Source organism: Candidatus Desulfosporosinus nitrosoreducens (assembly GCF_030954495.1).
GTDB classification, from domain to species: domain Bacteria; phylum Bacillota; class Desulfitobacteriia; order Desulfitobacteriales; family Desulfitobacteriaceae; genus Desulfosporosinus; species Desulfosporosinus nitrosoreducens.
The window spans coordinates 1-24,601 of sequence record NZ_JAVHUW010000068.1; the positions used below are offsets into that span (position 1 = coordinate 1).

At 42.3% G+C, this 24,601-nt stretch carries 20 protein-coding genes and 1 riboswitch; of the genes, 4 read left to right on the top strand and 16 right to left on the bottom strand.

Features of this window, described 5'->3' with window-relative positions; translation table 11 throughout:
• Positions 1 to 384: 384 nt before the first annotated feature.
• Positions 385 to 642, top strand: coding sequence for a hypothetical protein (locus REC12_RS18585; RefSeq protein ID WP_308897066.1), 258 nt, complete (start codon positions 385 to 387; stop codon positions 640 to 642).
• Positions 643 to 726: 84 nt separating this feature from the next.
• Here the strand turns inward: REC12_RS18585 and REC12_RS18590 are convergent, their stop codons facing one another.
• Entirely contained in the window at positions 727 to 858 is a 132-nt protein-coding gene (locus REC12_RS18590; protein ID WP_308897068.1) for a hypothetical protein, read from the bottom strand.
• A 363-nt stretch (positions 859 to 1,221) separates the two neighbouring features.
• On the opposite strand from REC12_RS18590, the gene REC12_RS18595 reads away from it, so the two are divergent.
• A complete protein-coding gene (locus tag REC12_RS18595; protein WP_308897070.1) occupies positions 1,222 to 1,914 on the top strand; it encodes a hypothetical protein in 693 nt (230 codons plus the stop codon).
• Positions 1,915 to 2,238: 324 nt separating this feature from the next.
• Here REC12_RS18595 and REC12_RS18600 read toward each other — a convergent pair whose 3' ends face one another.
• The 3 genes from REC12_RS18600 to REC12_RS18610 all read right to left on the bottom strand — a co-directional run bounded on the left by REC12_RS18600 (position 2,239) and on the right by REC12_RS18610 (position 4,977).
• Positions 2,239 to 2,703, bottom strand: coding sequence for a CBS domain-containing protein (locus REC12_RS18600; protein WP_308897072.1), 465 nt, complete (start codon positions 2,701 to 2,703; stop codon positions 2,239 to 2,241).
• A gap of 66 nt (positions 2,704 to 2,769) precedes the next feature.
• On the bottom strand, positions 2,770 to 4,437 hold the full coding sequence (locus REC12_RS18605) for an MFS transporter (RefSeq protein WP_308897075.1): 1,668 nt from the start codon (positions 4,435 to 4,437) through the stop codon (positions 2,770 to 2,772).
• 72 nt (positions 4,438 to 4,509) lie between these two features.
• Positions 4,510 to 4,977 carry a helix-turn-helix domain-containing protein gene (locus REC12_RS18610; RefSeq protein WP_308897077.1) on the bottom strand — a complete coding sequence of 156 codons (468 nt, stop codon included), beginning with the start codon at positions 4,975 to 4,977 and terminating at the stop codon, positions 4,510 to 4,512.
• 425 nt (positions 4,978 to 5,402) lie between these two features.
• Between REC12_RS18610 and REC12_RS18615 the strand changes: the two genes are divergently transcribed.
• The gene (locus tag REC12_RS18615) at positions 5,403 to 6,596 is read left to right on the top strand and encodes a C40 family peptidase (RefSeq protein WP_308897080.1); all 1,194 of its coding nucleotides are present in this window, start codon (positions 5,403 to 5,405) and stop codon (positions 6,594 to 6,596) included.
• 27 nt (positions 6,597 to 6,623) lie between these two features.
• Here the strand turns inward: REC12_RS18615 and REC12_RS18620 are convergent, their stop codons facing one another.
• Entirely contained in the window at positions 6,624 to 7,100 is a 477-nt protein-coding gene (locus tag REC12_RS18620) for a hypothetical protein (protein WP_308897082.1), read from the bottom strand.
• Positions 7,101 to 7,265: 165 nt separating this feature from the next.
• Positions 7,266 to 7,655, bottom strand: a complete 390-nt coding sequence (locus REC12_RS18625; protein WP_308897084.1) for a response regulator — start codon at positions 7,653 to 7,655, stop codon at positions 7,266 to 7,268.
• A gap of 57 nt (positions 7,656 to 7,712) precedes the next feature.
• Positions 7,713 to 7,797: riboswitch (cyclic di-GMP riboswitch) on the bottom strand.
• Positions 7,798 to 8,088: 291 nt separating this feature from the next.
• On the opposite strand from REC12_RS18625, the gene REC12_RS18630 reads away from it, so the two are divergent.
• Positions 8,089 to 8,853 (top strand): TetR/AcrR family transcriptional regulator, encoded by a 765-nt coding sequence (locus tag REC12_RS18630; protein ID WP_308897086.1) that lies wholly within the window; start codon positions 8,089 to 8,091, stop codon positions 8,851 to 8,853.
• A 13-nt stretch (positions 8,854 to 8,866) separates the two neighbouring features.
• On the opposite strand, the gene def is transcribed toward REC12_RS18630, so the two are convergent.
• The 10 genes from def to REC12_RS18680 all read right to left on the bottom strand — a co-directional run bounded on the left by def (position 8,867) and on the right by REC12_RS18680 (position 24,358).
• Complete coding sequence (gene def / locus REC12_RS18635) at positions 8,867 to 9,319, bottom strand: peptide deformylase (protein ID WP_308897087.1); 453 nt, start codon at positions 9,317 to 9,319, stop codon at positions 8,867 to 8,869.
• Complete coding sequence (locus REC12_RS18640) at positions 9,320 to 9,556, bottom strand: helix-turn-helix transcriptional regulator (RefSeq protein ID WP_308897089.1); 237 nt, start codon at positions 9,554 to 9,556, stop codon at positions 9,320 to 9,322.
• Positions 9,557 to 9,751: 195 nt separating this feature from the next.
• A complete protein-coding gene (locus tag REC12_RS18645; protein ID WP_308897091.1) occupies positions 9,752 to 13,129 on the bottom strand; it encodes a bifunctional diguanylate cyclase/phosphodiesterase in 3,378 nt (1,125 codons plus the stop codon).
• 179 nt (positions 13,130 to 13,308) lie between these two features.
• Positions 13,309 to 14,814 (bottom strand): methyl-accepting chemotaxis protein, encoded by a 1,506-nt coding sequence (locus tag REC12_RS18650; RefSeq protein WP_308897093.1) that lies wholly within the window; start codon positions 14,812 to 14,814, stop codon positions 13,309 to 13,311.
• Positions 14,815 to 15,427: 613 nt separating this feature from the next.
• A complete protein-coding gene (locus REC12_RS18655) occupies positions 15,428 to 17,167 on the bottom strand; it encodes a cell wall-binding repeat-containing protein (protein WP_308897095.1) in 1,740 nt (579 codons plus the stop codon).
• A gap of 493 nt (positions 17,168 to 17,660) precedes the next feature.
• Positions 17,661 to 19,103 (bottom strand): amino acid permease, encoded by a 1,443-nt coding sequence (locus REC12_RS18660; RefSeq protein ID WP_308897128.1) that lies wholly within the window; start codon positions 19,101 to 19,103, stop codon positions 17,661 to 17,663.
• 236 nt (positions 19,104 to 19,339) lie between these two features.
• Complete coding sequence (locus tag REC12_RS18665; RefSeq protein WP_308897097.1) at positions 19,340 to 20,704, bottom strand: radical SAM/SPASM domain-containing protein; 1,365 nt, start codon at positions 20,702 to 20,704, stop codon at positions 19,340 to 19,342.
• 204 nt (positions 20,705 to 20,908) lie between these two features.
• On the bottom strand, positions 20,909 to 22,162 hold the full coding sequence (locus tag REC12_RS18670) for an ABC transporter substrate-binding protein (RefSeq protein WP_308897099.1): 1,254 nt from the start codon (positions 22,160 to 22,162) through the stop codon (positions 20,909 to 20,911).
• Positions 22,163 to 22,575: 413 nt separating this feature from the next.
• Positions 22,576 to 23,190, bottom strand: a complete 615-nt coding sequence (locus REC12_RS18675; protein ID WP_308897101.1) for a tetratricopeptide repeat protein — start codon at positions 23,188 to 23,190, stop codon at positions 22,576 to 22,578.
• Between the two features lie 46 nt (positions 23,191 to 23,236).
• Positions 23,237 to 24,358, bottom strand: a complete 1,122-nt coding sequence (locus REC12_RS18680) for an ABC transporter substrate-binding protein (RefSeq protein ID WP_308897103.1) — start codon at positions 24,356 to 24,358, stop codon at positions 23,237 to 23,239.
• Between the last annotated feature and the right edge of the window lie 243 nt (positions 24,359 to 24,601).

Sequence of the window (24,601 nt, forward strand, 5' to 3'; positions counted from 1 at the left end):
GGAATTTCCTCCGGCAGAAGTACAGCCGGCCCAAGCCGCCTGCGCACACTTAGTGCCGCCCATGTTCCCTTTATCCGCTAACTATCATTCATACTATACCTTCAAAGCCTTAGAGAGTGATTTCTCAGGCTTTGAACGTATAGTATAAGTCTCATGTTGTTATCGGCTGACTAATCCGCTCTAAGACACCCGCCTCGGCAAGCGGAGAGTTAAGAGCGGCTAAGTCCCTGGATAAGTGCGACTAAGATTCAGATGGAGTTAAAACTCCACCCGAATCAAGTCTTCTTTATTCGCCTTAACTGCCCACCGGGAATGATTGTCCACAATCTTTTTTTCGGCGCATATGATAGACAAGAAAATAATCCTAAAAGGTAGGGGTAATCTATGCTGGACATTAGCATGCTTATTGTGCTCGTTTATAGTATCGTCGAAACCCTTGAAAAATTCGGAACGAGCCAGCGATTGGCACACCTGCTTGCAATTCCCCTTGGCTTAATTTGCAGTTTTCTATTTTTGCGAGGTTCCTCAGTTGAGCTTATTATTCAAGGATTATTAATAGGATTCGGTTCTGTCGGAGCGTGCAATACTTCCTGTAATATGGTGGATTGGTTAAAGGAAAAAAAATTAAATAGCCCGGATTAGAAATACCGAACTATTACGGGGAAGTTGTACTGCTTTTTATTTGCAATGTCAGAAGCGAATACTCAACTTCTTGAGTATTCGCTTCTAGGATCTTGTTTTCATACTTATTACAGGTTTTAATGTTGGTTCCCGCTCATCGTCTCTTGCCGTATGTAGCGGTTCCAGGCCAACATCTGCCAAAATAGATTCAATAGTCCTTTTTTCTTGCGCCGTCATACCTTTCTGCCTCCTTGTTTTGAGATCTAAGTTGTCTATTCTCAATGGTTTGAAGGTTATAACATTACTATATGGAATTCAGCCGTGAAAGATGTTAGGGCAGCGTAAATTTTCTGTAATAATGTAAAACAATAGGGACAATTCGTTAAAAGCTGTCCTTATGGTAAAAAACATCCAACTCAAAGTACTGAACAAAAAAACACCCAACGTGCCTGCCGGGTGGAGTAAGAACTATAATACTTAAAAGGTTCAAAGAAATCAGTTCTAATCTTTAATTTACCGAGATATTTATAACGAGCACAAGGAATTAGCTTAACATACCCTCGAGAGCATGTTTGTGTAACTCATGAGGAGGAGAGATCAATGCCTAATCATTGGGGAAATCAACCGGGATTTAAGATACCGCCCGTGTTAGTCGTTGTAGTCATCCTAGGGATTATTAGCTTTCTTCTTTTTCCTAACTTATTTACGGATATTTACTCTCGCGTAAATCCAGCTTCTTCATTATCAAATTCCGAGAATGTCAGTCTACCTAATAACGATAACCAAACCAGCATAAACTCGCCCCAGTACTCCAACCAAATTTTGCCTAACACTGACAATACCTTGAGTATCGGCAACGGGAATAATGAGATAGCCTCCGGATATTGGATTCTTTTTGTCAATAACAGTGCTATTCAACAATTGCCTATTAATGCTCAGGATTACGCTTTCATCCTCGGTTTAGTCAATAGCGATAAAAACGCGACTCCAACAAATCAAATATTCCTAATTGAAAATGGACAAATCCAAAAATACCTGATCAGCAATGAAGTAAATTCGGTCATCTCAAACCTGGCAACCATTTACAAGAGGTCCTCAGCAACAAGCCAAACGCCTACAGCTCCCGGTACCACAGTTCCTGACACTGCAAGCCCCAATGCCACGACTCCCAATACTACAATCCCTAATACCACAGTTCCTAGTACCACAAACCCCAATACCACAAACCCTAATACCACAAACCCTAATACCACAAACCCTAATACCATGACTCCCAATAACGTTATCCCTTAGTGCCAGTTAGAATATAACTTAGAATTCCGTACAGCCCAGCCAGCGTTAGCATTACTTACTGACAAGCAATCTTTCCGCAAAGAGAAAGCAGAGGTTTAGATATTCCCCAAAAGAAAAGCGCTCCCAGACAAAAAGAGTAAAATCTGCGAAAATAGCCTCCAGATCTTACTCTTTTCTTGGTTTTCAGAAACGCCTGCTAAAGAATTCAATTTCCGGAGGCACCCATACATCCCTTAAATACCCAAGTACTAATTAGGAAGACGTTATTTGCTATAGCAGCTTAATCCTGTCATTAAGTTTATAATTGTTATGCCAATATTAATTCTAAATATCGAGATGATTTTTAACCACGTAACGGACAATATCCCCACGACTAATAATGCCCACAAGCTTCTGCTCAGAAACGACTGGAACTTTTTTGATTTTTTTATTACCTAAAATTTTGGCCACTTGATCGATATTTTCATTAGAGTCTACTGTAACAACCTTTTTGGTGGCAATCTCCATAACGTTGCGATCCATTAATTTTTTTATTTTTTCCTCAAAGGTTTCAGTATCTACCCAAGAAGCAGAATTAAAAGCATCAAAAATAAAAATTTTGGGGTCCTGGTAACCGATATTATTCATAATATCCCCATCACTGATGAAACCAACGGGTTCGTTTTTGCCATTGATAATAGGAACTCCACTGATTCTCCGCTCCACGAAGGCCTTCAATACCGTTTTCACCGAATCGTTTTTATTAACCGAAACGACCTGGTTAACCATAATCTCGAATGCTTTTGTCACATTTACCACCCCTTATAATATTTCTTGGAAAATTTCTGCTATTTGCCATAATCCAGCTTTGCTGAATTAGTGAAGCGGCTGTATTCTCTTCCCCCGCATATAGGATGCTACCGCCGCAATAATTGACAATACGGCGGAAATATAAAAAGCGATTTTCAGGCTGGACATAACGGCCGGGGCAATTAGTTTGGGAAAAAACACCTTGCCAAGAATCAGCTGTTGACTAGCCTGGGGCAGCTGATGGAGAATGGTGGCCGGTAATAGTTGGGCCATAGGATTATAACCTAGAAATGCCGCGAACAAAGCTCCTGTCGGAGGCAAATTAGCAACCTGAAGAGCGACGGCAGAGGGAACCCCAGCTTGCAGAAGTCCCTGGTACATTGTCGTTGGCAATTGTTGAGCTAAGCCGATGATCAAGATACTAAAATATAAGGTCATACTCAAAGCCGATCCTGTATTTTGCAGAGTGGCCCGCATCCCGGACGAAGCCCCTCTGTGCTCCGGGGGGACGGTATTCATAATAGCTGTCGTGTTAGGGGCGGCAAACATGCCCATTCCTACACCGGCAATCAGCAGGATCATCACGAATGGCAGGTAACTAAAGTCAGCCGGTAAAAGAGTCAGCAGTACAAAGGCCAAGGTTGAGAGCAACATTCCCACTGTAGCAAATCCCCGCGCACCGTAACGATCGGACAAGAAACCGCTTATTGGGCCCATAACGAAAAAACCTATCATCATAGGCAGCATATAAATTCCCGCCCATAAAGGGGTTTGTTCGAAATTATAGCCGTGAAGCGGCAGCCAAATCCCTTGCAGCCAGATGATTAACATAAATTGCAGTCCGCCACGTGCTATCGAGGACAAAAACAAACTCAGATTACCCGCGGCGAAGGCTCTGATCTTAAATAAGTCCAATTTAAACATAGGCGTCTCAGTGTGAAGCTCAATATAGATAAAGGCTGCTAAAAGGATGATTCCGATGATTAAACCGGCAATAACCCACGGATTTCCCCAACCCATTTTTGCCTCATGGTAAGGCATGATTCCATAGGTAAGAGCCAGAAGAAGAGTTGTCAGACCAACGGCAAAGGTACCGTTGCCCAGCCAGTCAATTTTTTGCCTTTTTAATAAGGCACTGTTGTCACGTAATTTCAGATAAGCCCAAATTGTCCCGGTTAAGCCAACAGGGACGCTGACTAAAAAAACAAGCCGCCAATGAACATCCGCTAAAAGCCCGCCGACTATCAGACCAACCAGTGAACCTCCAATGCCTAGGATCTGATTCAAGCCCATAGCCATTCCTCTTTGGTTGGGAGGAAAGGCATCGGTAAGAATTGCTGTACTGTTAGAAAACAGGAATCCGGAGCCAACACCTTGCAAAAGCCGGCAGATGATTAACTCCGTTGCCCCAGTGCTCCCTTTGCCCGGAGTAAAAGCCAGCAAAATTGAAGCACCGGTAAAAATGGCAAAACCTAAGTTATACAGGCGGGCACGCCCAAAAATGTCCGAAATTCTGCCGAAAGAAACTAAGAGAGTGGCCGTAACCACAGTATAACCCATCAATAACCACAGCAAATAAGCAGCGCTTTCCGGGGCCATTGGATTAATCTGAATTCCCCTGAAAATAGCGGGGAGAGAAATCAGAACAATATTTCCATTTAGCATGGCCATAAAAACACCCAAGGTGGTGTTTGACAATGCTATCCATTTGTAGTGAGAATTTTGACTTTGCATAATCCCTAACCCTTTCCTAATGATAGTTTTTTCTCCAGACCCTTACTCAAGAGCTGTTCATTGCACGGCAGATCATTTTGGATTTTCCAGATCATTGTCGTTTTTGGAAAACGTTGCATTTTCCTGTTCGTAACTTTTACATTTGTCTAAACGTTTCATAAAGCCATCACGCATCTTCGTGAGAGCCTCGATTTTCTCATCGATTAGTTTTACCTGGCTCTCTAATAAAATCATCGATTCGCGAACAATTTTGGTTTTCTCCAATTCAGAAGTCTCTTGTTCAAATAAGTCCCGTAATTGTCCCAAAGAATCTTCGGCTTCTAAAATGAAACGAATTTCCTGCAAAGACGCGCCGAGGTACTCTTTTAAATGTAAAATATGTTCCAGTTTATTGACCACCGCCGCGTCATAGAGACGATGACCGCCTTCCGTACGTGTAGCCGGTTGAATTAAATTGATTTGCTCGTAGTAATGAAGAGTTCTGGAGGTTATTCCCAGCTTACTTGCAACATTTTCAACTGTCAGCAAATGTTCTTTCATCTTAAATCTTGTACATCCTTTACGAAGCAAATTTAAGAATTTTAGTTATACATTGTTTTTAAGCTCTTGTCTAAATAAATTACTGACTTAGTAGTTCCCTATATAGTCAAAAACGAACCATCAACAACCCCCTTATATATGCCTCTCTCTAAAACAATTCCACCAACTCCACGAGATTAGGATAAAGGTTAGTTATAACCGCTTGATTATAGTTTACGTCAACGTTAGTTTTATTGCAAAAAAAACTTTGTATTTAAATCAGGCTATCTCAGCTAAAAAGGCTGCTCTTAGAGAACATATCCGATATATGGCTATATTTTCTTAATTGTGGAGATCACTTCAAGCTCAAATTCCGTTATTTCGAAAATGTAACAGGAATACACTCTTTTTTGTCGAAGAAAGATGCGGGAAGGAGTGTTGACAAGGTGACTCTACAACGAATTTTTATTCTTATTTTGGCGCTGTCTTTAATTCTCTTATCCTCGGATTCTGTCCACGCCGCTAATCTTCAGGATAACCTCCATAGTTATCAAAATCAAATGAACAATCTTAAACAGCAGGCATCTCTGCAAAACCAGCAAAAAAATCAAGCAGCTCAACAGGTGCAATCTCTGCAAACGTCTATAAATCTTGTGCAAAAAGCAGTTGAGCAAGACAATAGTTTAATCCAACAACACCAAGAATCTCTTTCGCAAATCAAAAATCAAGAAGAAACATTGACCAGAAAACGGCAACAGGATATTCAAACATTGGGAAACTATTTATGCGCGGAGTATGAAGAAAACGGGACAGCTTATTTGGACCAGATCAGCTGGGTACTAGGCGCTAAAACCTTAGATGACTTATTAAGCCGCATGACCTATATCGGATCACTTGTCGATTCTTACAAAAAATTAGGCGATCAAATTAATGCCGATTATAAGGAACTCCAAAACAATCAACAGTCTGAGCAGACGGCAGAGACTCAATTGACTCAAGCTGTTCAATCCAAACAACAAATGGAAAACAGCCTCAATCTGGCCTTGGGAAAAAAGAAAGATTTAATAGCCGCCCTGACTAAAACTGAACAGCAAACAATAATTAAACAAAATCAAGTCCAAAACGATATTGATGAAACAAAACGTCTTATTGAGGCTCAAGAGAGAGAAGCGGAGCTGGCCTCTCAGGCAAAGGCCAAACAGGAGCAGGCGGAGCAAGAGAAAGCGGATCAAACTTCCGGAAAGCTTACGGCTCCTGTCAAACTAAACGGAACGGTCGGAGAACTTTTGTCCTTTGCCGAGAGCTTTCTCGGATCACCTTATGTCTGGGGCGGGACTACCCCCAACCCTGGGTTTGATTGCTCGGGGTTAGTGCAATATGTCTACGCCCATTTTGGTATTAAGCTTAATAGGGTTACCTGGGACCAATACCAAGAAGGGCAACCTGTTTCCGCAAACAACCTGCTGCCGGGAGATTTGGTCTTTTTCTCCACCTACGCACCTGGTGCCTCTCACGTTGGAATTTATGTCGGAAATAGGATTATGATAGATGATTCGGATTATGGCGTCGCCTATGACAATATCGACCATCCCTATTGGGCAACCAGATATCTAGGAGCACGAAGGGTTATTGCCCAATAACTTCCACCCCCTAAAATCTTTGTTCGATCATTTTACAACGTGGCAGGCAAGCCGCCGGTTGCTTTCTTTGAGATTATTAATGAGGGACGGCTCATCTTCCGTTAGCCAACGGCTGGTTATAGCCATTTCAATCCTGTCGAAGGCATAATTAATCAACCTGCAATAATGAAACCGGCGCGGCAATTCAAAGGAAGTGGCAATCAGGTCAAGATAAGTATACCGACAATATTTGAGCAACCCAATAAACATGGTTAAGGTTATACCGCGCTGTCTGTGCCGCTGTGCTTCGGTTAAAACAAACTCAAGTAACTTACTGAACGGAATTAAAGCTGATGACGATTCATCAGCTTCATGATCGACATCAAATTCAAACTCATCAATTGACGCACCACATTGCAAACAAGATATTATTGAATCAGTCAGGCCAGAAATAGCGAGACGCCAAGCCTCTATTAACGTGGAGGTATATTTGGTGTAGCCATGTTTTTTTAAGATACACTGCAAGTCGCTACATCAGCCAACCTTCACTAGTCCGGATCTTTACGATTAAATCGCGCATGATTCGCTTATACCTCCTGTAACCGACAATATTTTTATTAATGTTACAGGATACTTTCTCTATAGCGAAGGAATTTCCTCTTTATGTTAAAGGGTTACAATCGATATTAACTATTTCTCAAAATCAGAAACTATTCGTTCTATTTCCTCCAATAACAACATCTCATTGATAGGCTTAATAACAAAACCCTTGGCACCGTTTTTAATACTTTCTTTGATGTAAGCTTCTTGTCCCATTGCTGAGCACATTAATACGTTGGCATCGGGGTTAAGGCGGAGAATCTCTTTTAATGATTCCAGGCCGCTTACTATCGGCATAGTGATATCCATTATTACCAGCTCAGGTTTCAAATCTTTGTATTGGCAAATAGCTTCTTGTCCATTTGAAGCTTCACCGATAACCTGATGCCCTGCTTTTTCCACCACGACACGTATTATTTTCCGCATAAATAAAGAATCATCCACAACCAAAATTCGCATGCCATTATTTTCCTTTCTCATCTATAATAAGCCTAGGTAAAAAAAACCATACCCAACGGTAATGGCTTAGAAGTTCCCCGCGGTGGCCCGGCGATCATTACGTTAAGTAAGAAGACCCGTAGCTTTGCGTCCTTAACTTTCGTTAAGTTTGCCTTTATCAAAGCTTTTTAGATATTAAGGACATAAGGGGGTGGGATGAAACGTTCAACAACTTATTTAGAGCATCTTTTTAAGGTTCTGTGTTTTAAATTGTGCCGGAATGTTATAATCTGAAACACTAATTGTCATACATTAACTTTATATTCGGTAATTATTTTTGGTACTAAGTCCTACACATCGTTTAGTATATTACCTTCATTTATGCCTGTCAATATCGTATAATACCTTTGTATTGAGCTCTAATAAGTAAAAGCTTATTCAGAAATTTAACTTTTTTAAAGGAGTAAATAATCAATTGTATCGATCGAAAATAGTTGAAACTGCCAAAGATATTATTAAAACAGAGGGAATAAGCAGACTGACCGTCTCAAACCTCGTGGAAAAATGCAAAATTAGTAAAAGAACCTTTTATGAAATATTTCCATCCAAAAATGCTTTATTAGCTCAACTAAAGCAAGAAGATAACACCTTACAAATCACTGATGAGAGGGAAATCATTATTGAAAATGCCCGGGAAAAATTTGCCTGTGAAGGTTATAACAAAATTGACATGGATGATATAGCCAAAGCAGCAGGACTTAAACGAACCACATTGTATAAACACTTTAAATCCAAAGAAGAACTTTTAGAATATTGTATCGAATACGAAAACGAAATGATCAAACGCGTGGCTGGTGAAGTATTATTAAATGTTGATAATCCTAAAGAGGCTTTAGAAGAGTATATTACAGGTTTCTGCAGGTATATTGCAGACCCCTATCCAAATACCCTGTTTTCTGAAGCCTACAATCAAATAACCTACAATAAAAAAATAGATCAATGTGCCAAAGATATACATCATTTTTTTGTCAACCGTTTTATTGTTCTTCTTGAAGCCGGCATTAAAAAAGGGGTTTTCCGCAGTGATCTGGATGTGGCAGGTACCTCAGTTGTTATCCTGGCAGCTTTGAACGGTCTTGATTTTTTTGTCAAAATTGATCCTTCGCTTGATCTTAAAGTACACATAAAAAATAATGTGCTAAATCTTTTGTATAATACAATATTGACAAAACAAAGTTAAAAAAACTATGTTGCTATTTCCTGAGATATTCAGTAACAAAATCCGTAAAAAGGATGCCCTCTAAGTGATCTATTTCATGACAGAAACACTTTGCCAAATCCCCGCTGCCTGTTAACACAACCTCTTCCCCATTTTCGTTCTGGGCTCGGATTTTTACCTTGGCAGGTCTGTTTAATTTCCCCAAAAGATTGGGAATACTCAAACATCCTTCGATCACTTGTTGAGTCCCCTCCTGCATAATTATCTCAGGATTGACTAATTTCAATAAACCTTGTCCCATGTCAATGACGACCAATCTTTTCAATATCCCCATTTGCGGGGCTGCTAAGCCAGCGCCATGTGCTTCACGCATTGTATCCGCCATGTCATCTAAGATCAGTCTTATTTTATCGTCAATGACGTCAACTCTTTTGCTCTTCTTTCTTAAAATTTCATCATCAGATAACCTAATCTGTCGCAGTGCCATTTAAACTACACCTCTGCTTCTCTGGGCTCTTGATTTTCTTTCACTTTCTTCAAACAGAAAAATCTCCTCAATCCAACAGTGAAATATTTTACACAGGTCATAGGCCAGCCAAATAGACGGTTCAAACTTTTCAGTTTCGATGGCGTTAATTGCCTGTCTTGATACACCTACAAGCTCACCTAATTGTTCCTGAGTTAATCCCAAGGATTCCCGCAATTCTTTTAAACGGTTTTTCATATCCATCCTCCTGTCATGTTAACCTAACAATTTATATCATTGTCTAACGTCATTGTCAAGTTGACCTTACAGAAAAAGACAAAGACGGCATCTCTGCCGTCTCCTATAACACCCATTTACAAATTTCCCCGCGGTATTTTTTAGATTTCTAATCCTTGAGAAAGATTATTACTGACAGTTCTTTGCCTAGAAATTTTAAGATGTTTTGCCAACTTCCAGCCATTTTAATAGTTCCTCAGGCCGCATAGGTTTTCCGTAATAATATCCCTGTATCTCTTCACAACCCCTCTCGCCAAGAAAAGCCAGTTGTTGTTCCGTCTCAACCCCTTCGGCAAGGGTCCGCAAGCCAAGGCTTTTGGCGAGGCTTATAATTGCTTCTATAATAACCTCGTCACCAATATTCCCCCCAATATTCCGGACGAAAGACTGATCGATTTTCAGTTTATTAACACGAAACCGCTTTAAATAGGAGAGCGAGGAATAACCAGTCCCAAAATCATCAATGGCAATACGAATTCCATGGTCATGAAGGGAATCCAACATAGCAACCGCGCTCTTCGGATCTTTCATCGCCACACTCTCGGTCAATTCCAATTCAAGATACTCTGCGGGGAGTTCCGCTTTATTCAAAAGCTGAATAACCAACTCCGGCAGATGCTTTTGCCGCAATTGGACAGCCGAAAGGTTAACCGCCATATTTTTAATAGGCACTCCTTGTTTCAGCCACTCTTTCATCTGATTGACAGAAGTGCGCAGCACCCATTCGCCGATGGGTAAAATCAAACCGCTTTCCTCAGCCAGAGGGATAAATTCCAAGGGGGAGACCATACCGAACTTTGGATGCTGCCAACGCAACAGAGCTTCCACTCCAATGAACTTTTCCCCCGGCAAAGCAATCTGAGGCTGATAGTAAAGCCTTAATTCCTCCCGTTCCAGGGCTTTGCGCAAAGCACTTTCCAATTCCAGTTGCCGGATGGAATGTTTCCGCATCTCGGGTATAAAAAAGCGGTAGGAGTTGCGGCCTCCTTGCTTAGTGAAATACATGGCAATATCCGCACATTTATAAAGGGTATCGAAGTCTTGTCCATCTGCAGGGTAAAGAGCAATTCCAAGCGAAGGAGTGATTGTCAGCTCATGTCCCTCGATATTAAATGGATTTGTATATTCGTCCAGCAACCTTTGAGCAATAACAGCGGCACCTTCACCATCCGTATCTTTTACCAGGAGAATAAACTCATCTCCGCCTAAACGAAAGACGGTATCCTGCACGCGCAAGGAATTTTTCAGCCGTTTGGCAACATGAACAAGCAATTTATCCCCTACTCTGTGACCCAATGTATCATTAACATTTTTAAAATGATCGAGATCAAGGAAAATGAGCGTTAAGGGTTCATTGCTGTTACGGGCCTGGTTAATCGTTTCATTGGCAGTTTCCATAAGCAATGTGCGATTGGGCAAACCGGTTAAGTTATCAAAATAGGCTAAGCGCTGAATTTGTTCTTCAGCAACTTTTTGTTCAGTGACATCGCGAATAGTTTCAATGGCCGCGATAACTTCGCCTTTGGAATCACGGAAAACGGAAGCGTTTGCCCACAGAATTGCTTTCCCTCTAGGCAGATAAGGCGCCAGTGACTCTCCAACCAGAATATCCCCATGTCTCCAAGTAACGGATTTATAATGCTTAACACACTTCACATCAAAATCCCCTGCTAAATCGATCAAAACCGGCCTTTTTTTATGATAAAACGGAAGGGCATACTCGTAGTTTCCTTTGCCGATCATATCCTGCGCTTTGACCCCAGTCATGATTTCTATTGCTTTATTCCAGGCTAAAACAATCCCGTTACTATCTATAACAAAGGTTGCATCCGGCAAAAAATCAATAATACCCCGCTGAAGTTGCTGAGCCTCCAATTTTGCTTCTTCAGCTTTCTTCTGCTCACTTATGTCACGCACCGTGGCCTGAATTACCTGCTCCCCCAGGATTTCCATCATGTTCATGAGAACCGTTGCGGAAAATTCGTGTTTATCGAGCCGTATATGAGTCCATTCAAAAAGGTGTGACCCTTGCTGAGTGGCAATGTTAATCATTTCTTTTAGTTTAGTTTCTGAGCGCTGTCCGTCAAGTTGGTATTCGGGAGACACTTGACCAAGCGAGAGTTTGATAAACTCTTCTTGATCAGAAACTCCAAATAACTTAATAGCGGCAGGGTTTCCGGAAGAAAAGACGCCCGTTGCCGGGTCAATGGTCATCATTGCATCTTGAGAACGTTCAAACAGTGTGCGGAACTTGTTTTCCGCCTCTCTCACAGCATCCTGCGCCGCTTTCCGCTCTGTGATGTCACCAAAAATGCCGATATAATTCGTAATCTCTCCGCTCGCATTGACAATACGGCTGATGGAGAGCCACTCGGCATATATACCACCGTCTTTGCGACGGTTCCAAATTTCCCCGCGCCAATGACCGTTCGTATTGATTTCTTTCCACATTTGATCATAGAAATCGCGATCATGACGTCCTGAAGCAAGAATCCGCGGATTTTGACCTCTAACTTCATCTTCGCCATAACCCGTTAACAGAGAAAATGATTGATTCGCCGAGATGATGGAAACGTTTGCGTCGGTAATGGTGATACCTTCGCGACTATGTTCGAATACCTTGGCGTAAAGCCGAAGCTGAGCTTCAGTTTTGGCACGCTCTGCCGCCAGATCTAAACGGTCTAAAGCTAAGTTTATATTAACCGCCAGCTCATTCAACAAGTCTATAGTTTTCTGGTTAAATCTCTTCTCATTGCTATGATAGACATTGAGAACCGCATAAGGTTGTCCCTTCTTTAGCAAAAGGATTGCCACACTGGGTTTCCAGCTGCCCTGGCCTATTTTATTTTCCCATATGTCCGTGTTTAAATCCACCTGAGGCTGGCCGGAAATGTCAGGCGAGCCATCTTTAGCCTCTGCAGCAAATAGTGAAAGAGGCCGGACAAGATTCTTGCTGTCCGCTCGGCTGATCCAACACAAGTCCATACCGCCAACTTCTACCGCTATGCGGCATACTTGATCAAAAAGAGACGTTTCACTATGGCATTGAGTGATTGCTTGATTGGTTTGGACGAGTACAGCGTACACCTGATTAAGATAATGACTATATTGTTCAATTGTCTTTTGTTCCGTAATATCAAAAAAACTAACCACCGCCCCGATTAATTCCCCGTCCCGCTTAATAGGAGTTACCGTTAAGCGTACAGGAAAGTTCTCACCGCTTTTGCGGACAAATGTTTCCTCTGTCTCCCTGGACACCCCGTCTTCCACAGTTTGGAAAACAGGACACTTGGAGCTGGGATAGGAAGTGCCGTCAGGCCGATAATAATGAAACAGCCGATGCTGATCCGTCCCCAGCACCTCATCCCTTTCAAGTTCCAGCATAGACAAAGCAGAAGCGTTAATAAAAACACAACGCCTTTCCTTATCGACGCCATAAACGCCAACACCCAAATCGTTCAAAGCCAAAGACTCATATCTTGCTCGAATTTCAGCATTGAAGTTTTCTCCCAGCTCATTTTGAGTCTCTTTCATAATGGATCTCCTTCACTCAACATCCGCCATTAAGCTGATTGCGGCTGAAAAGGCCAAACTTTCAGGCGCTCTGCAAAAACCAACCCCGCCCGTCCCTAATTTCACAAGCCTGTCCTAACAGCAGAGATTCCTGCCTTCGACAGGAAGGAATTTTCTGAGACAACTACCCTTCTTCATTGTCAGCATTTCGCACAGTCTGAACAATTCTCAACGTTTTGCCCTCCAGACAAACGAATTCCCTGCTTGTTTAATTCTTCGACCTTTTCAGCAATGAAATCCAAGGACTTGTAGATCTTATGAGAGAGAATTTCGGCTTGCTGATACAGGTTGTCAGCGGATGCTTTCTGCTTCTCCTTCACAGCTTGAAGCACATGATCGCCCAGTCGGTGGAACTCATCATGAACGGAATCAATTTCTTTCCATTCCTCAGCAACGGCAGGATGATGCACATCCAAAGAATGATAGAAATGACCAAAGGCACACTTGGAGGAATTGGTTTGCAGCGGATAAATTGTCATTTCATCGACAATTCTTTTGAGATTATTCAGCCATGCAGCATGAGCGGTTTTAGCCTTTTCAATGTTTTCTAAAAATTCCTGATTACTGATAGAGTTTATACTGCCATGCAAGCATTTCGTCTGAAGTCTAACAATTTCCGAAAGCTGATCGTCGATTTGTGCAATCTGCCTGGCATAATCGGCGCTGCTGACGGCATCCTGATGAATTATTTGCGTCATACGAGTTAAGTTTTCAGCTTCTCGACTGGATACATCCATAGCCTGGTTGATTTCATGCGTGGAAACTCGAATTCCTTCCATGGCTTGATTAATCAATTGCACATCGTCAATCGTCGTTTGCAGCATATCGACATTTTCTTCCATAGTACCCGTAATTACTTCAATTTTGTCACTCATTTTCTGGGTAAGAGATATGGTATTCTCCATACTTTGTTTGCCTTCCTGGGCAGCATTTTGAATGCTGCCCACAAAGGTCTTCATACCATCCAAACTCTTTTTGGTATTGTCAGCCAACTTGCGGATTTCTTCCGCAACCACAGCAAATCCTCTGCCATTTTCCCCCGCTCTGGCAGCTTCAATTGACGCGTTCAAAGCCAGCAAATTTGTCTGATCAGCTATTTCTCCTACACCCTGGACAATTTCATTAATTTTATTGGCCATTTCCACTAATTGCTCTACTTTTTTACTCATGATACCGGCATCAACCATAACATCTTCTTTTAGCCGGTTAACTTCCTTTAATTCCAAGAGACTGTTTTGATTACCCTGGACCAAACTGGCCGAGGCTTCGGAGAGTTGTGACAGGGTTTCCGAAGTCTGTTGGACCGTGTCATTTACTTCATTCATTCCTGCATTGGTTTCTTCCACAACCGCTAAATTCGATTCACTCAGCACGGCCATCTCTTTGGCAAAATCAATCAACTTATTGGAGATGTGTGCCATATTAATATCAAAACTGCTCAATGAGGCCGTAATTGTTAACAATTCTTTCGTCGATGCTGCCATTTGTTTTTCATTGGCAAAAAGTTTTTTGAAATAGTCTAAAAATACAATATGAATAGGATAATCGACCTTTGGAACCTCCGCTTCGCATCCCTGCATCTTTTTTTCCACATATTTGATAATATAGTCTGTTTCGTAACAAGGTTTTTTCGAAAAGAAATCCATATAAACGTCTCCTTTTCATCTCAATCTGATCTTTTCTGTTTCCTATTCTGTTCTGTGCCGCAAAATTTCAGCTTTTAATATAATCCTGAGCAAAGATTAACGTATACTTTCCCTCGATCCTGAGAAATAAAAAGGCAGACGTGCTGCCCTAATTTTAACGTAAACATTTAAGCTCCATCGTCAAAGGATCGCCGCCGAACTCATCGGTTATTAAGACAGCTCAGCAATTGCTAACTTATTACCTATCTGATTAAAACAAACGCAAAGACACTTAGACTGCCTTATACTTCGCGGAAGCCATATTCGAACCTTCTCACCCCGGAACTTAAAAATCCTTATCCTTATTTCTTTCTTTTTTTAAAGCATTCTACATATTTCCTTTATTTCCTTCCCAGATAGCAAAAAAACCAAAAAAATTCACCTGAACCAAGCTTCAAGGCCAAATTATAAGAATTAATTCTTAAAAGAAAGTAATTAAACTTCTCATTTAAGATTTATAAATAAAAGAGCGTTACAAACCATCGATTTAGGTTAACGCCCTTTCATTCTTTAACTCAATTGCCTATGTTTAGATCGAAAAATTCGATCATGAGTGAACAGTACTTAAAATTAATCAATTTCCGGTCTTTTTATAAAGCTGAAAGGTTAAGGTATTGCCTTCAATTAAACTGCGGATTAAAAGATAGGAATCCGTGCTGTTTCTAAATTTGAAATCGAGAACAGGATAAGCTACTGTGGCATCCTGCCCGGAAGGAACATATCCTACGGGAAGGGTATGCGGATGTCTTTCAAGAACCTCCAAATGAGCAAGAACTACTGCATTATAAAGAGTAGACGAAACTTGACAGACTCCTCCTCCGAGGCCCGGAGTAAAGGTGTTTCCTTCGATAATTAAAGCCTCTTTATAGCCGGCTTCAGCAGTTCGTTCTCCAACGCTTTTATTGAAGGAGAAACGTTCTCCCGGAGCCAACAGCTTCCCATTGAGTGCTTTTGCCGCCAGACAAAGATTTTCGGTTCGATTGACCAGAGTTGCGTCAAACTGAGTAGAGTACTGAGCGATAGGCATTGGCTCCTTGACAGTAAGCGTGAGTTTAATTATTTTGCCGTATCCGTTTACAGTCCCTTCATAAACATTTGACCCTACCTTACTGGTATTGGCAACTTTAGAATTCCACTGTACAGGCAGATCAATCGTCTCGCTATTGTAAAGCTTGGCCTGAACGGTTGCGGGTAAAGAATAACTTTCATTTTGAGTAACTGCTGCCGTAATATCAGAAATTGAATAAATGCTGGTTCCTTTCACTTTTCCCAAAATCAAGTCACTTGAATTTTTCATCACATCATCTGATACAACGCCGCTTCCTCCCAAAGAAACTAAATTAGGACATACTTTATTGTCATATAGTCTCTCAAAATAACTGGCAGCCGACTCTGGCAAGGTCTGCTCGGCAGGGTCTATAAATATAATAGGATTTCTTTGTTCCGCTGCCAAAGCGCTGCCGGCCAGAGCGTCGGCAAAACTATAGCCTGTAGCTAAGTAGACTGTTGCTGGATTCGGAGCAAAAGTTTCGGCAATAACAACATTCGTGTCAAACCTGGATTGTCCCGTCAGACGTTGAATACTAGCCTGGGGCAACAAACCGCTTATTTGAGACTTTATATGGTCGGAAATTATCCCTGTCCCTCCCGCTATAATTACCTTGGAAGGTTTTTTTTCCTGCAAAAAATTTTCCATTTCCCGGGGAAGTGCATCATAAGGAGATAATAGAATTGGCCAGCCTTTATTGGCGGCAAAGCTTGAAATACTTAAGGCATCAGGATATTGTTCGCCCGAAGATATGACTACAGTGGATAGAGGTTCATCCTGAAGTGATGCGGCGATCATATAAGATGTATCATACCGGTCCATTCCGGCAATTCTGACAACATTTTGAAATCCCAGATCATTAAGCTTAGCATCAAATTCTTGGCCGATAATCCCCCTACCTCCGATTATATAAACCGTTCCTGCCGACTCTAAATGTTCAGCGATATAACTAAAAGCATCCTTAGAACCGGCAACAGAAGTGTCAACTAATAGTATCGGCGCTTTTTTCTCATAAGCTAAGACGCTTGCAGATAAAGCATCTGCGAAATCCTCTCCCGTTGCCAAAAAAACACATTTAACCTTTCCAGCGCTATAAGATTCAGAGATCGCTTTGGCAGTTTCATATTTTGTCTGTCCGAAAATCCTATTAACATTGATAATCGAGGGCGGGCTACTAGCTGGGTCCAGATTATCAGCCGCAGCAAAGGACGGCGTTCCTAAAAAAATACCGCAACACAGTATTAAGACCAATATGTTTTTGTTCATTTTAAACAGTACACTCCTTCTCCTAACATCTCGATAATTATCTCATGCCGAAGAAGTAAAGCCTGTCGAAAGGATTATGTATTAATACACTACTTCACAAGGAATATGTCTCTTTCCAGCGAACGTAACAAGTCACTCTTTCGAAATTTAAAATTTCTGTTTAAAAAAAATGAAATTGCACTTATAAGCGAGAGAGTATTCACGAAACCGTCAAAATCTTTTCCGGAACAAGTCTCTTTTCTGAATATAGGCTTCTTTAGAGAAGCCAGCTTTTGCCTTTTACAGATTCTTAATAAATTCTTGATACAATAACGATCAAATATCAAGAACTTTATTGTATTCTAAGAACAGAGAATATCAGTAAACTCCAGATAAAAACAAATAAAAAACAACTTACATGAAAAAGACTAAAAGCCGCCCTTGCTGTGGGGCGGCTTTTGGTTCTTTGCTACGGGCTTCATTGGTACTTTTGGCGGTGTGGGAGCAACTGGGGCTAACTATTTTTTTCCCGCTTATTAATTTTTTTCACTAGCTCCTCTGAAAACTCGGTAGACAAATTTGATTGCGACCTCTTCATAATCGAACTTCCGGGCAGCGGAAGGCTTCTGGTTGATCCCAGGCGAAATCTCAGCCCCACATAGATAAGGGAATATAATACAACCATAATAATGCCTGTGACGAGTCCCGCGCTTTGCCCCGGAATAAAAGGCATACTGCCAAAAACAACAATCATGCTTATTAAAGTGATCCAAGAGGTATAGGGATACCCGGGCATTTGACATTTTCCCTCCGGAGGACACCCTTTCCTTTTGCGGAAACGGATGTGGCTGGCCATTATGACAGCGTAAGTAAAAAGCAGGGCAAAACCGCCTGAAGTAATCAGAACGAGATAAACCCTGGGAAATAAGTGACCGAAGCCCAAGCCCAAAAGCATGGCCAGACCGGAAAACAATATTCCCCGATAGGGAACATCTTTTCTATCCTTCAGCCATTTTGGGGCATACCCTTCGTCGGTCAGAGACCTTATCATACGCCCTAAGCCAAAAACCGCCGCCAACATTGCCGAAAGACTTGCGGAGATTAACACTACATTAATCACCGAACCTGCCCACTGAATTCCCTGTCGGTTAAGAGAGATAACCATCGGACTTATATTCTCACTGAGATCTGCCGTGGGGATCAGCGGTAAAAGAACTATTATATAAAGGATATATAAGCCAACCAGAGACAAGACAGTATAAGTAATGGCTTTAGGGATGGTTTCCCGGGGACTTTCCGCCTCTGAGGCAGCCAAGCCAATGATCTCAAAACCTGCATAAGCAAAAAGGACGATTAACATACTCCCGGCAATTCCTTTTACCCCTCCCGGCATTAAAGGCTCGCGTACCAATTCTCCGCCCCCAATAGGCGGGCTTCCCGGAAAAAAGCCTAAAATGAGTAGAACGGCCAAAAGTATGAAAAAGGCAATCGCAAACAATTTGACGGAAGAAAGCCCGCTCTCCAACTTACTCAGGCGCTTGGCGCCTAAGAGATTAAGCATTGTGACTGCTATGATAATTAAAATTCCCAATCCTCCTATGGAGATATTAGGAAACCATTCCCGAGTTAAGATTGGTATGGCTGTGGCTTCACTGGACATGGAAAAAATTGTACCCGTCCAATACACCCATCCTACAACAAAGCCAACTCCCTCGCCCAGTTCTTCAGCTGCAAAGGTGCTGAAAGAGCCCCCATAGGGGTTAGCCACTGTCATTTCAGACAAAGCAAACAGAATAAAATAAACCAGTACCCCCGCTAAAACAAAAGACAGTACAATAGAAGGCCCCGCCGCATTAATAGCAACCGAGGTACCTAAAAAAAAGGAGCCTCCGATAACGCTTCCTAAGGCCATCATAGCAAGATGCCCTGCCGTCAGGCCTTTTTCTTTGCCCATAATTTTCTCTCCTACTTATAAAAGTCCCCGCATTTGACAATTAAGCCCAAATCCTCAAAGGCGAACAAATCACAATGTATTGTACCCGGGATTTTAGGTTATCATTCCCTAAGCCCGCGATAATAAAACCTGCACTCTGAATAATTGCCACAGCGCAATTATAATTTTTTAAGCTATACAGGATCTGTCCGACAATAGAAAAAGTACAGTCGCCTTAATAGGACTGTACTTCCAAAACTTTAATCTCTAACTTCAGAAGGATTAGTAATTCTTTGTTCCCAAAGCCCAGAGGCTACTTCCCCCCAGGACTCTGCTACACTCTGAAGCTTAGCGGTTAATTCATCGACATTTTCCCTATCTAAGTTCTGAGTTGAATGAGCACCGGATTGATGAACCATCATCTTCAATTTAGTTGGGTTATCCATCAAAGGGCAGGGACACAAGTGATTCTGATTAAAAGGCTGGTTTTTGCGGTACTGAGCGAATAAAGGAGATTTTAAAGCCTCCAATAGAGTAGTCTTTTTAATGTTTACATTGGCGTAATGAATAAAAGCACAAGGTTCGACTTCTCCTTGCGAGTTAATATGAAAATAACTTTTTCCTCCGGCAATGCATCCATCGACATACTCACCGTCATTCCAGAAGTCCAAGGCAAAAATAGGCTTTTTGTTTCTTATTTCTCTTATTCTGTGATACATATATTCCCTTTGCTGGGGCAGGGCAACTAATTCCATGACTGCATCTTTGCCAACGGGCACATACGTAAAATACCAGGCAAAAAGACAACCTTTTTCAATCATCAAATCAACAAACTCATCAGAAGCTACATCCTCAATATTTTTACTGTGATAACAGGAAGAATAACCGAAACCCGCTCCTGCTTCCCGCATCAAATCCATAGCCTTGATAACTTTAGCATATGTACCCGCTCCTCTGCGCATATCTGTCGCCTCTCCTATTCCTTCGACACTAAAAGCTAAGACAAAGTTCCCAACTCGAACTAACTCTTTAACCAAAAGGTCATCCACCAAAGTTCCATTCGTGAAGGCCAGGAATGCACAATCCTGATGCTTTTCGGCTAGGGTTATTAAATCGTCCTTACGCATCAAGGGCTCCCCGCCCGAGTAAATGTACATAAAGATACCTAGCTTTTTACCCTGCATGATGATATTGTCGATTTCTTGAAATGACAAGGAATCATGTTGGTCATATTCGCCGGCCCAGCAGCCAATACATTTTAAATTGCAGGCCGACGTTGGATCTAATAATATGGCCCAGGGAATATTGCATTCTTGTTCTCCAGCGATTTTAGCTGCCTTAGCTCCACCGATCAGGGTAGCTTTAATGAAAAGGTTTGTCAGAAACTTATAGCGCACCTTGGCATTAAGGCCGGTCAGCACGGTGTTGACTAATCTATTGGAGGCACCGGAAGGATCTTCGGCATATTTCCGGATATATTTTATAAAAACCTCATATTCTTTCATGCTGGGTATTTTCTGAGCTAGTTTAGAAAGCCTTTCTATTTTGCTCCAATCATTGTTTTCGGCATAAAAAAGCGCCTTTTTAAAGGCAAATGTATAGAGAATTTCACGAATCTTGCTCATACCATATACCCTCCCTAACCATTATCACTACCTAACGCTAACAAACCCAATAGAACTAAGGGCTATCTAAAATATAGGTATGTTCTTAGCAAAGTATAAAGACCATTAAATTCAGCCTTTAGTTCTACTGAAGTTTGCCGGCAATAATTTTTAAAGTATTGGCCGCTCAGGTATTTGCGCTTAATTCTTCATTTATAAATTTCTTTAGAACTTCTTTTGAGCAAGCAAGACTCTGGCTTCTGCGCCGGAGAGATTGCAATGATAAAATTTTATAAAGAACTCCCTAACCTCTTCCACCATGTTGTAGTTAAAAACATCCGGATAAAGTAAGTTGCCCAACCACTTTACACCCAGAATGCGGTTAATGGAGGGAGGCCGGTCCAACCAATTGAAGGGAGCAGAGGGAATCTGATAGACGCGATTTTGCTGTACAGCCCTTAGCCCTCTCCAACTCGGATCGGTCAGAATCCCCTGATAGTATCCTCCCTGCCCTTCACCCCAGGCCAGAATCACCTCAGGATTCCAAAGCAACAGCTCTCTCAGGGACACCGGCGACATTCCTACGCCTTCATTTAAAGGAAGCTTAGCAACGTTATCCCCTCCGACTAAACTTAGCACCTCAATATGCCTCGAACCCTCAGGTTCAGTATGCAAACCTTTTACGCCTTCCGCATAGTAGACTTTTACGCGCTTTTCTTTCGGTATTCTTGCTGCTCTTGCCGAAACATCAACTATAGTATTTCTGCAATATTCAGCCAGCTCGTGAGCACGAGTCCTTTCGCCGAGAAGGGCCCCCATGAATTCACAGGCCTCGTCCATTTTGGCCATTGGAGCGTCAATCAGCACTACCGGTATGCCTAATTGCTGCTGAATCCTGTCAGCTTTGGAGATCTTAGCCGGAGTAACATCCCCCATGCCGATCAGTACATCCGGATGCAACTGCAGTATTCCTTCAGTATTTCCCGTATTTCGACCATACCAGCCGCCTAAACCGGGTAAGGATTGGCATTGAGGTAAAATGTACCTGTTCTCTGTAAAGCGCGGAACGTTATTCCATCCAACCATTTTATACGGGCACAAACTATAAAGTATAATCGACCCCATTGGGCTTGTGGCAAAAGCTCTCTTTATAACGCGAGGTACTGAGACTATTCTGCCCGCCCTGTCTTTAATTGTGCGTTGGGAGCCTGTAGTCGTGAACTTCCATTTGATCTCGGAATCCTTCTTGGGAAGCCGAATCCGCTGCAAATATTTCCAAGTTATTGGACCAACAATTTCATCCGGTAAAAGACCGTTGTCTTTTTGAAATTGAACAACTGCCGCAGCGGTCCTCCCTCCAAAGATTCCGTCAATTACCCCGGGATTATATCCCAGGGCAGCCAGGGTGGACTGAAGTTTTACGACGTCGGCTCCCGCTACTCCTCCGCATAATATACGCAAGCTCATCACCACTGTCATAGTTTTATACTTGCAACACTATATGCATTTTGCAAAAGTATGTTCTTGGCGTAAGCTGCCGTATAGCCGGAAATAAATTGAAGCGCTCCTCAAGGTTTTAAAAAGTATATAAACAGCAACATGGCTGTAGGAATAAAAGCAGCATGAAAGCACCCCTGAAGGTACTTTCATGCTGCTTTTCAGTTGACTTTCCCAATTACATTGGTAAAGCTCAGCTTTTTAGCCAAATTGAATCTGGCGTTTTTTCAATTCCTTTCTTCTTAACCATTCTGTGACTTAGATATACCATAATTCGACTTAGGTTGGTGGTAATTTATTACTGTGCCACCTTTTTGACCCGGTCTGAAGTAATCTGATAGTTTCCCTGCAATCAGACATTGAAAACAATATTGCCATAGCCTCATCAGCGAATGCTATCCTGGAATGATCGTATCCCTAACCGTAAATTCATTTCCGGTATACCCTTGTCTCATGGCTTCCCTAAACCATTTGGCCCGATCGCTTTCTTGTTTTATTAATGCGGAGAGGGGACATAACGCTTCATTCCTACCCGTCTCGCCAGCTAGACTAAACCACTTATCCGCTTCTTCGTCCTGCCGCCCCACACCCCAGCCCAGCTTATACATCACCGCCAGTTTAAACTGGGATAGCGCATGACCCTGATTGGCTGCCTGAAGAAAAAGATTCGCCGCCCGGAGGACATCCCGATCAACGTCTTTTCCCAGCGAATGTCGAACACCCAGATTGTGGAGAGCTTTAGGATATCCATTTTCGGCCGAGCGGTTAAACCACTGCAAAGCATTCTCAGTATTCTGCTTAATGCCACGGCCTGCACAATAGGAAACCCCCAGTTCATATTGGGCAGCCGAATGCCCTTGGCGAGCCGCCGCACGGAACAAAGCGGCCGCTTCAGCCAGGTCTTTATTTTCTGCGGGACCGGAAATAATCTTCATCCCCATTTGATAACATGATTCCGGATTATTCGCATATCCCTCGGTGTTTTCGGACTTCTCAAACTCCTCATTCATGGCTAACCTCCCAATTGACAAGGAATGCTTAATCACAACTTAAAAACTATTTGTCCAGCAGGGACTTGGCACCATTGAAGCCGTGCAGCAAATCTTTATAACTTGCGTCGGAAAGATCCAGATTTAGAAAGGTTTTATAAAACTTTTTCGTTTCATCTTTCATATTTAGATCTTTGAACAGATCCGGGTATAAAGTCTTGGCGATCAGCAATGTTCCAAGTCCGACTTCAGCCGAACCGTACCAGTAATTGGTGCCAACCGGCCATTGGTAAACATCTCCGTTTTTAACTGCCGTTATATTAGCATAGCGCTGATCATTTCTCAGAACGTTGTAATAGTCATCGTTATTGTCGACGTGCTTAACCTGAAAGATATATTCGGGGTCCCAGGCCAGAAGGGCTTCCGGGTTTGTTGTAAATCCTTTATCCGTATTGCCCGCCACGTTGATGCCGCCCGCGTTGACGACCGTTTGCCCCGATTCCCAATCATTGTTATGCTTTTGCAGGATATCCTGACGCATTATATACACCCTTTTACGCTGGTTCTGGGGAATATTTTTCACACGTTCTTTAACCAGTGCCACCAGATCATTATTGTATTTGAGGAGCTTCTCAGCTTTTTCCGACTCACCTACCAGCGCGGCAATCGCCCTTAGTTCTTTAACATAATATTCATAAGTATCTTCAACCTTGGTGACATAAACAGGCATACCCAGCTGCCTCATCTTTTCATTGGATTTTGGGGCAGTGGCAGGAGTCATGATGATATCGGCATTGAGTTTCAACAGTTCTTCAGTATTGACATCTTCAAAAGACCCGTAATCGGGAACCTTAAGCAATTGCGGGTCAACCTTCCTCAACCAGGCATACATGGAGGTATCGGACATAGCGGCAATGCGGTCTATTTGACCGAGAGAAACCAAAATACCAAAAGGCTCGCCCCAGGACGTGATGGCAATTCTTTGCGGATTGGACGCTATGCTGACATCATTGCCGGCCATATCCTTTACGATAATTTTTTCCGTTTTCTTCTGTCCTTGCCCCTGCGAGCTATCCGAACTGCCGGATGAGGATGCCGCTTGTGAAGAACAGGCGGTTAAAAGACTTATAATTAACAAACTGCTTACGATGATCAGAAACACCTTGGAACCTTTAAACTTGCCGACCATATTCCTTCCCCCTAAATTTCTTTGCCGCCCGCAACAATTACTGCCGCAAAGAAGCTCTTCTAAATCCTATTTTTCTGTCTGATTATTTTTTCCTCACAGGGAAGTTCAACCATACACACTCACTTTTTTATATTGGCCCTTTGCTGAGGATATTCAAACTATTCCACTGGCGTCGACAAAATTCTCCACAGCACGCGTCGGCTGAAGCTTCTCGCCGGCTTTGACAATTCTCTCTCCCTGGGT

What these genes read in the sequence shown, in the direction of transcription:
- REC12_RS18590 (WP_308897068.1), bottom strand. Translation starts at nt 858, where the DNA reads ATGACGGCGCAAGAAAAAAGGACTATTGAATCTATTTTGGCAGATGTT.
- REC12_RS18640 (WP_308897089.1), bottom strand. Translation starts at nt 9,556, where the DNA reads ATGAAAAACCGTTTAAAAGAATTGCGGGAATCCTTGGGATTAACTCAG.
- REC12_RS18605 (WP_308897075.1), bottom strand. Translation starts at nt 4,437, where the DNA reads ATGCAAAGTCAAAATTCTCACTACAAATGGATAGCATTGTCAAACACC.
- REC12_RS18610 (WP_308897077.1), bottom strand. Translation starts at nt 4,977, where the DNA reads ATGAAAGAACATTTGCTGACAGTTGAAAATGTTGCAAGTAAGCTGGGA.
- REC12_RS18645 (WP_308897091.1), bottom strand. Translation starts at nt 13,129, where the DNA reads ATGAAAGAGACTCAAAATGAGCTGGGAGAAAACTTCAATGCTGAAATT.
- REC12_RS18625 (WP_308897084.1), bottom strand. Translation starts at nt 7,655, where the DNA reads ATGAGAAAGGAAAATAATGGCATGCGAATTTTGGTTGTGGATGATTCT.
- REC12_RS18595 (WP_308897070.1), top strand. Translation starts at nt 1,222, where the DNA reads ATGCCTAATCATTGGGGAAATCAACCGGGATTTAAGATACCGCCCGTG.
- REC12_RS18655 (WP_308897095.1), bottom strand. Translation starts at nt 17,167, where the DNA reads ATGAACAAAAACATATTGGTCTTAATACTGTGTTGCGGTATTTTTTTA.
- REC12_RS18675 (WP_308897101.1), bottom strand. Translation starts at nt 23,190, where the DNA reads ATGAATGAGGAGTTTGAGAAGTCCGAAAACACCGAGGGATATGCGAAT.
- REC12_RS18680 (WP_308897103.1), bottom strand. Translation starts at nt 24,358, where the DNA reads ATGGTCGGCAAGTTTAAAGGTTCCAAGGTGTTTCTGATCATCGTAAGC.
- REC12_RS18665 (WP_308897097.1), bottom strand. Translation starts at nt 20,704, where the DNA reads ATGAGCAAGATTCGTGAAATTCTCTATACATTTGCCTTTAAAAAGGCG.
- REC12_RS18670 (WP_308897099.1), bottom strand. Translation starts at nt 22,162, where the DNA reads ATGACAGTGGTGATGAGCTTGCGTATATTATGCGGAGGAGTAGCGGGA.
- def (WP_308897087.1), bottom strand. Translation starts at nt 9,319, where the DNA reads ATGGCACTGCGACAGATTAGGTTATCTGATGATGAAATTTTAAGAAAG.
- REC12_RS18650 (WP_308897093.1), bottom strand. Translation starts at nt 14,814, where the DNA reads ATGGATTTCTTTTCGAAAAAACCTTGTTACGAAACAGACTATATTATC.
- REC12_RS18585 (WP_308897066.1), top strand. Translation starts at nt 385, where the DNA reads ATGCTGGACATTAGCATGCTTATTGTGCTCGTTTATAGTATCGTCGAA.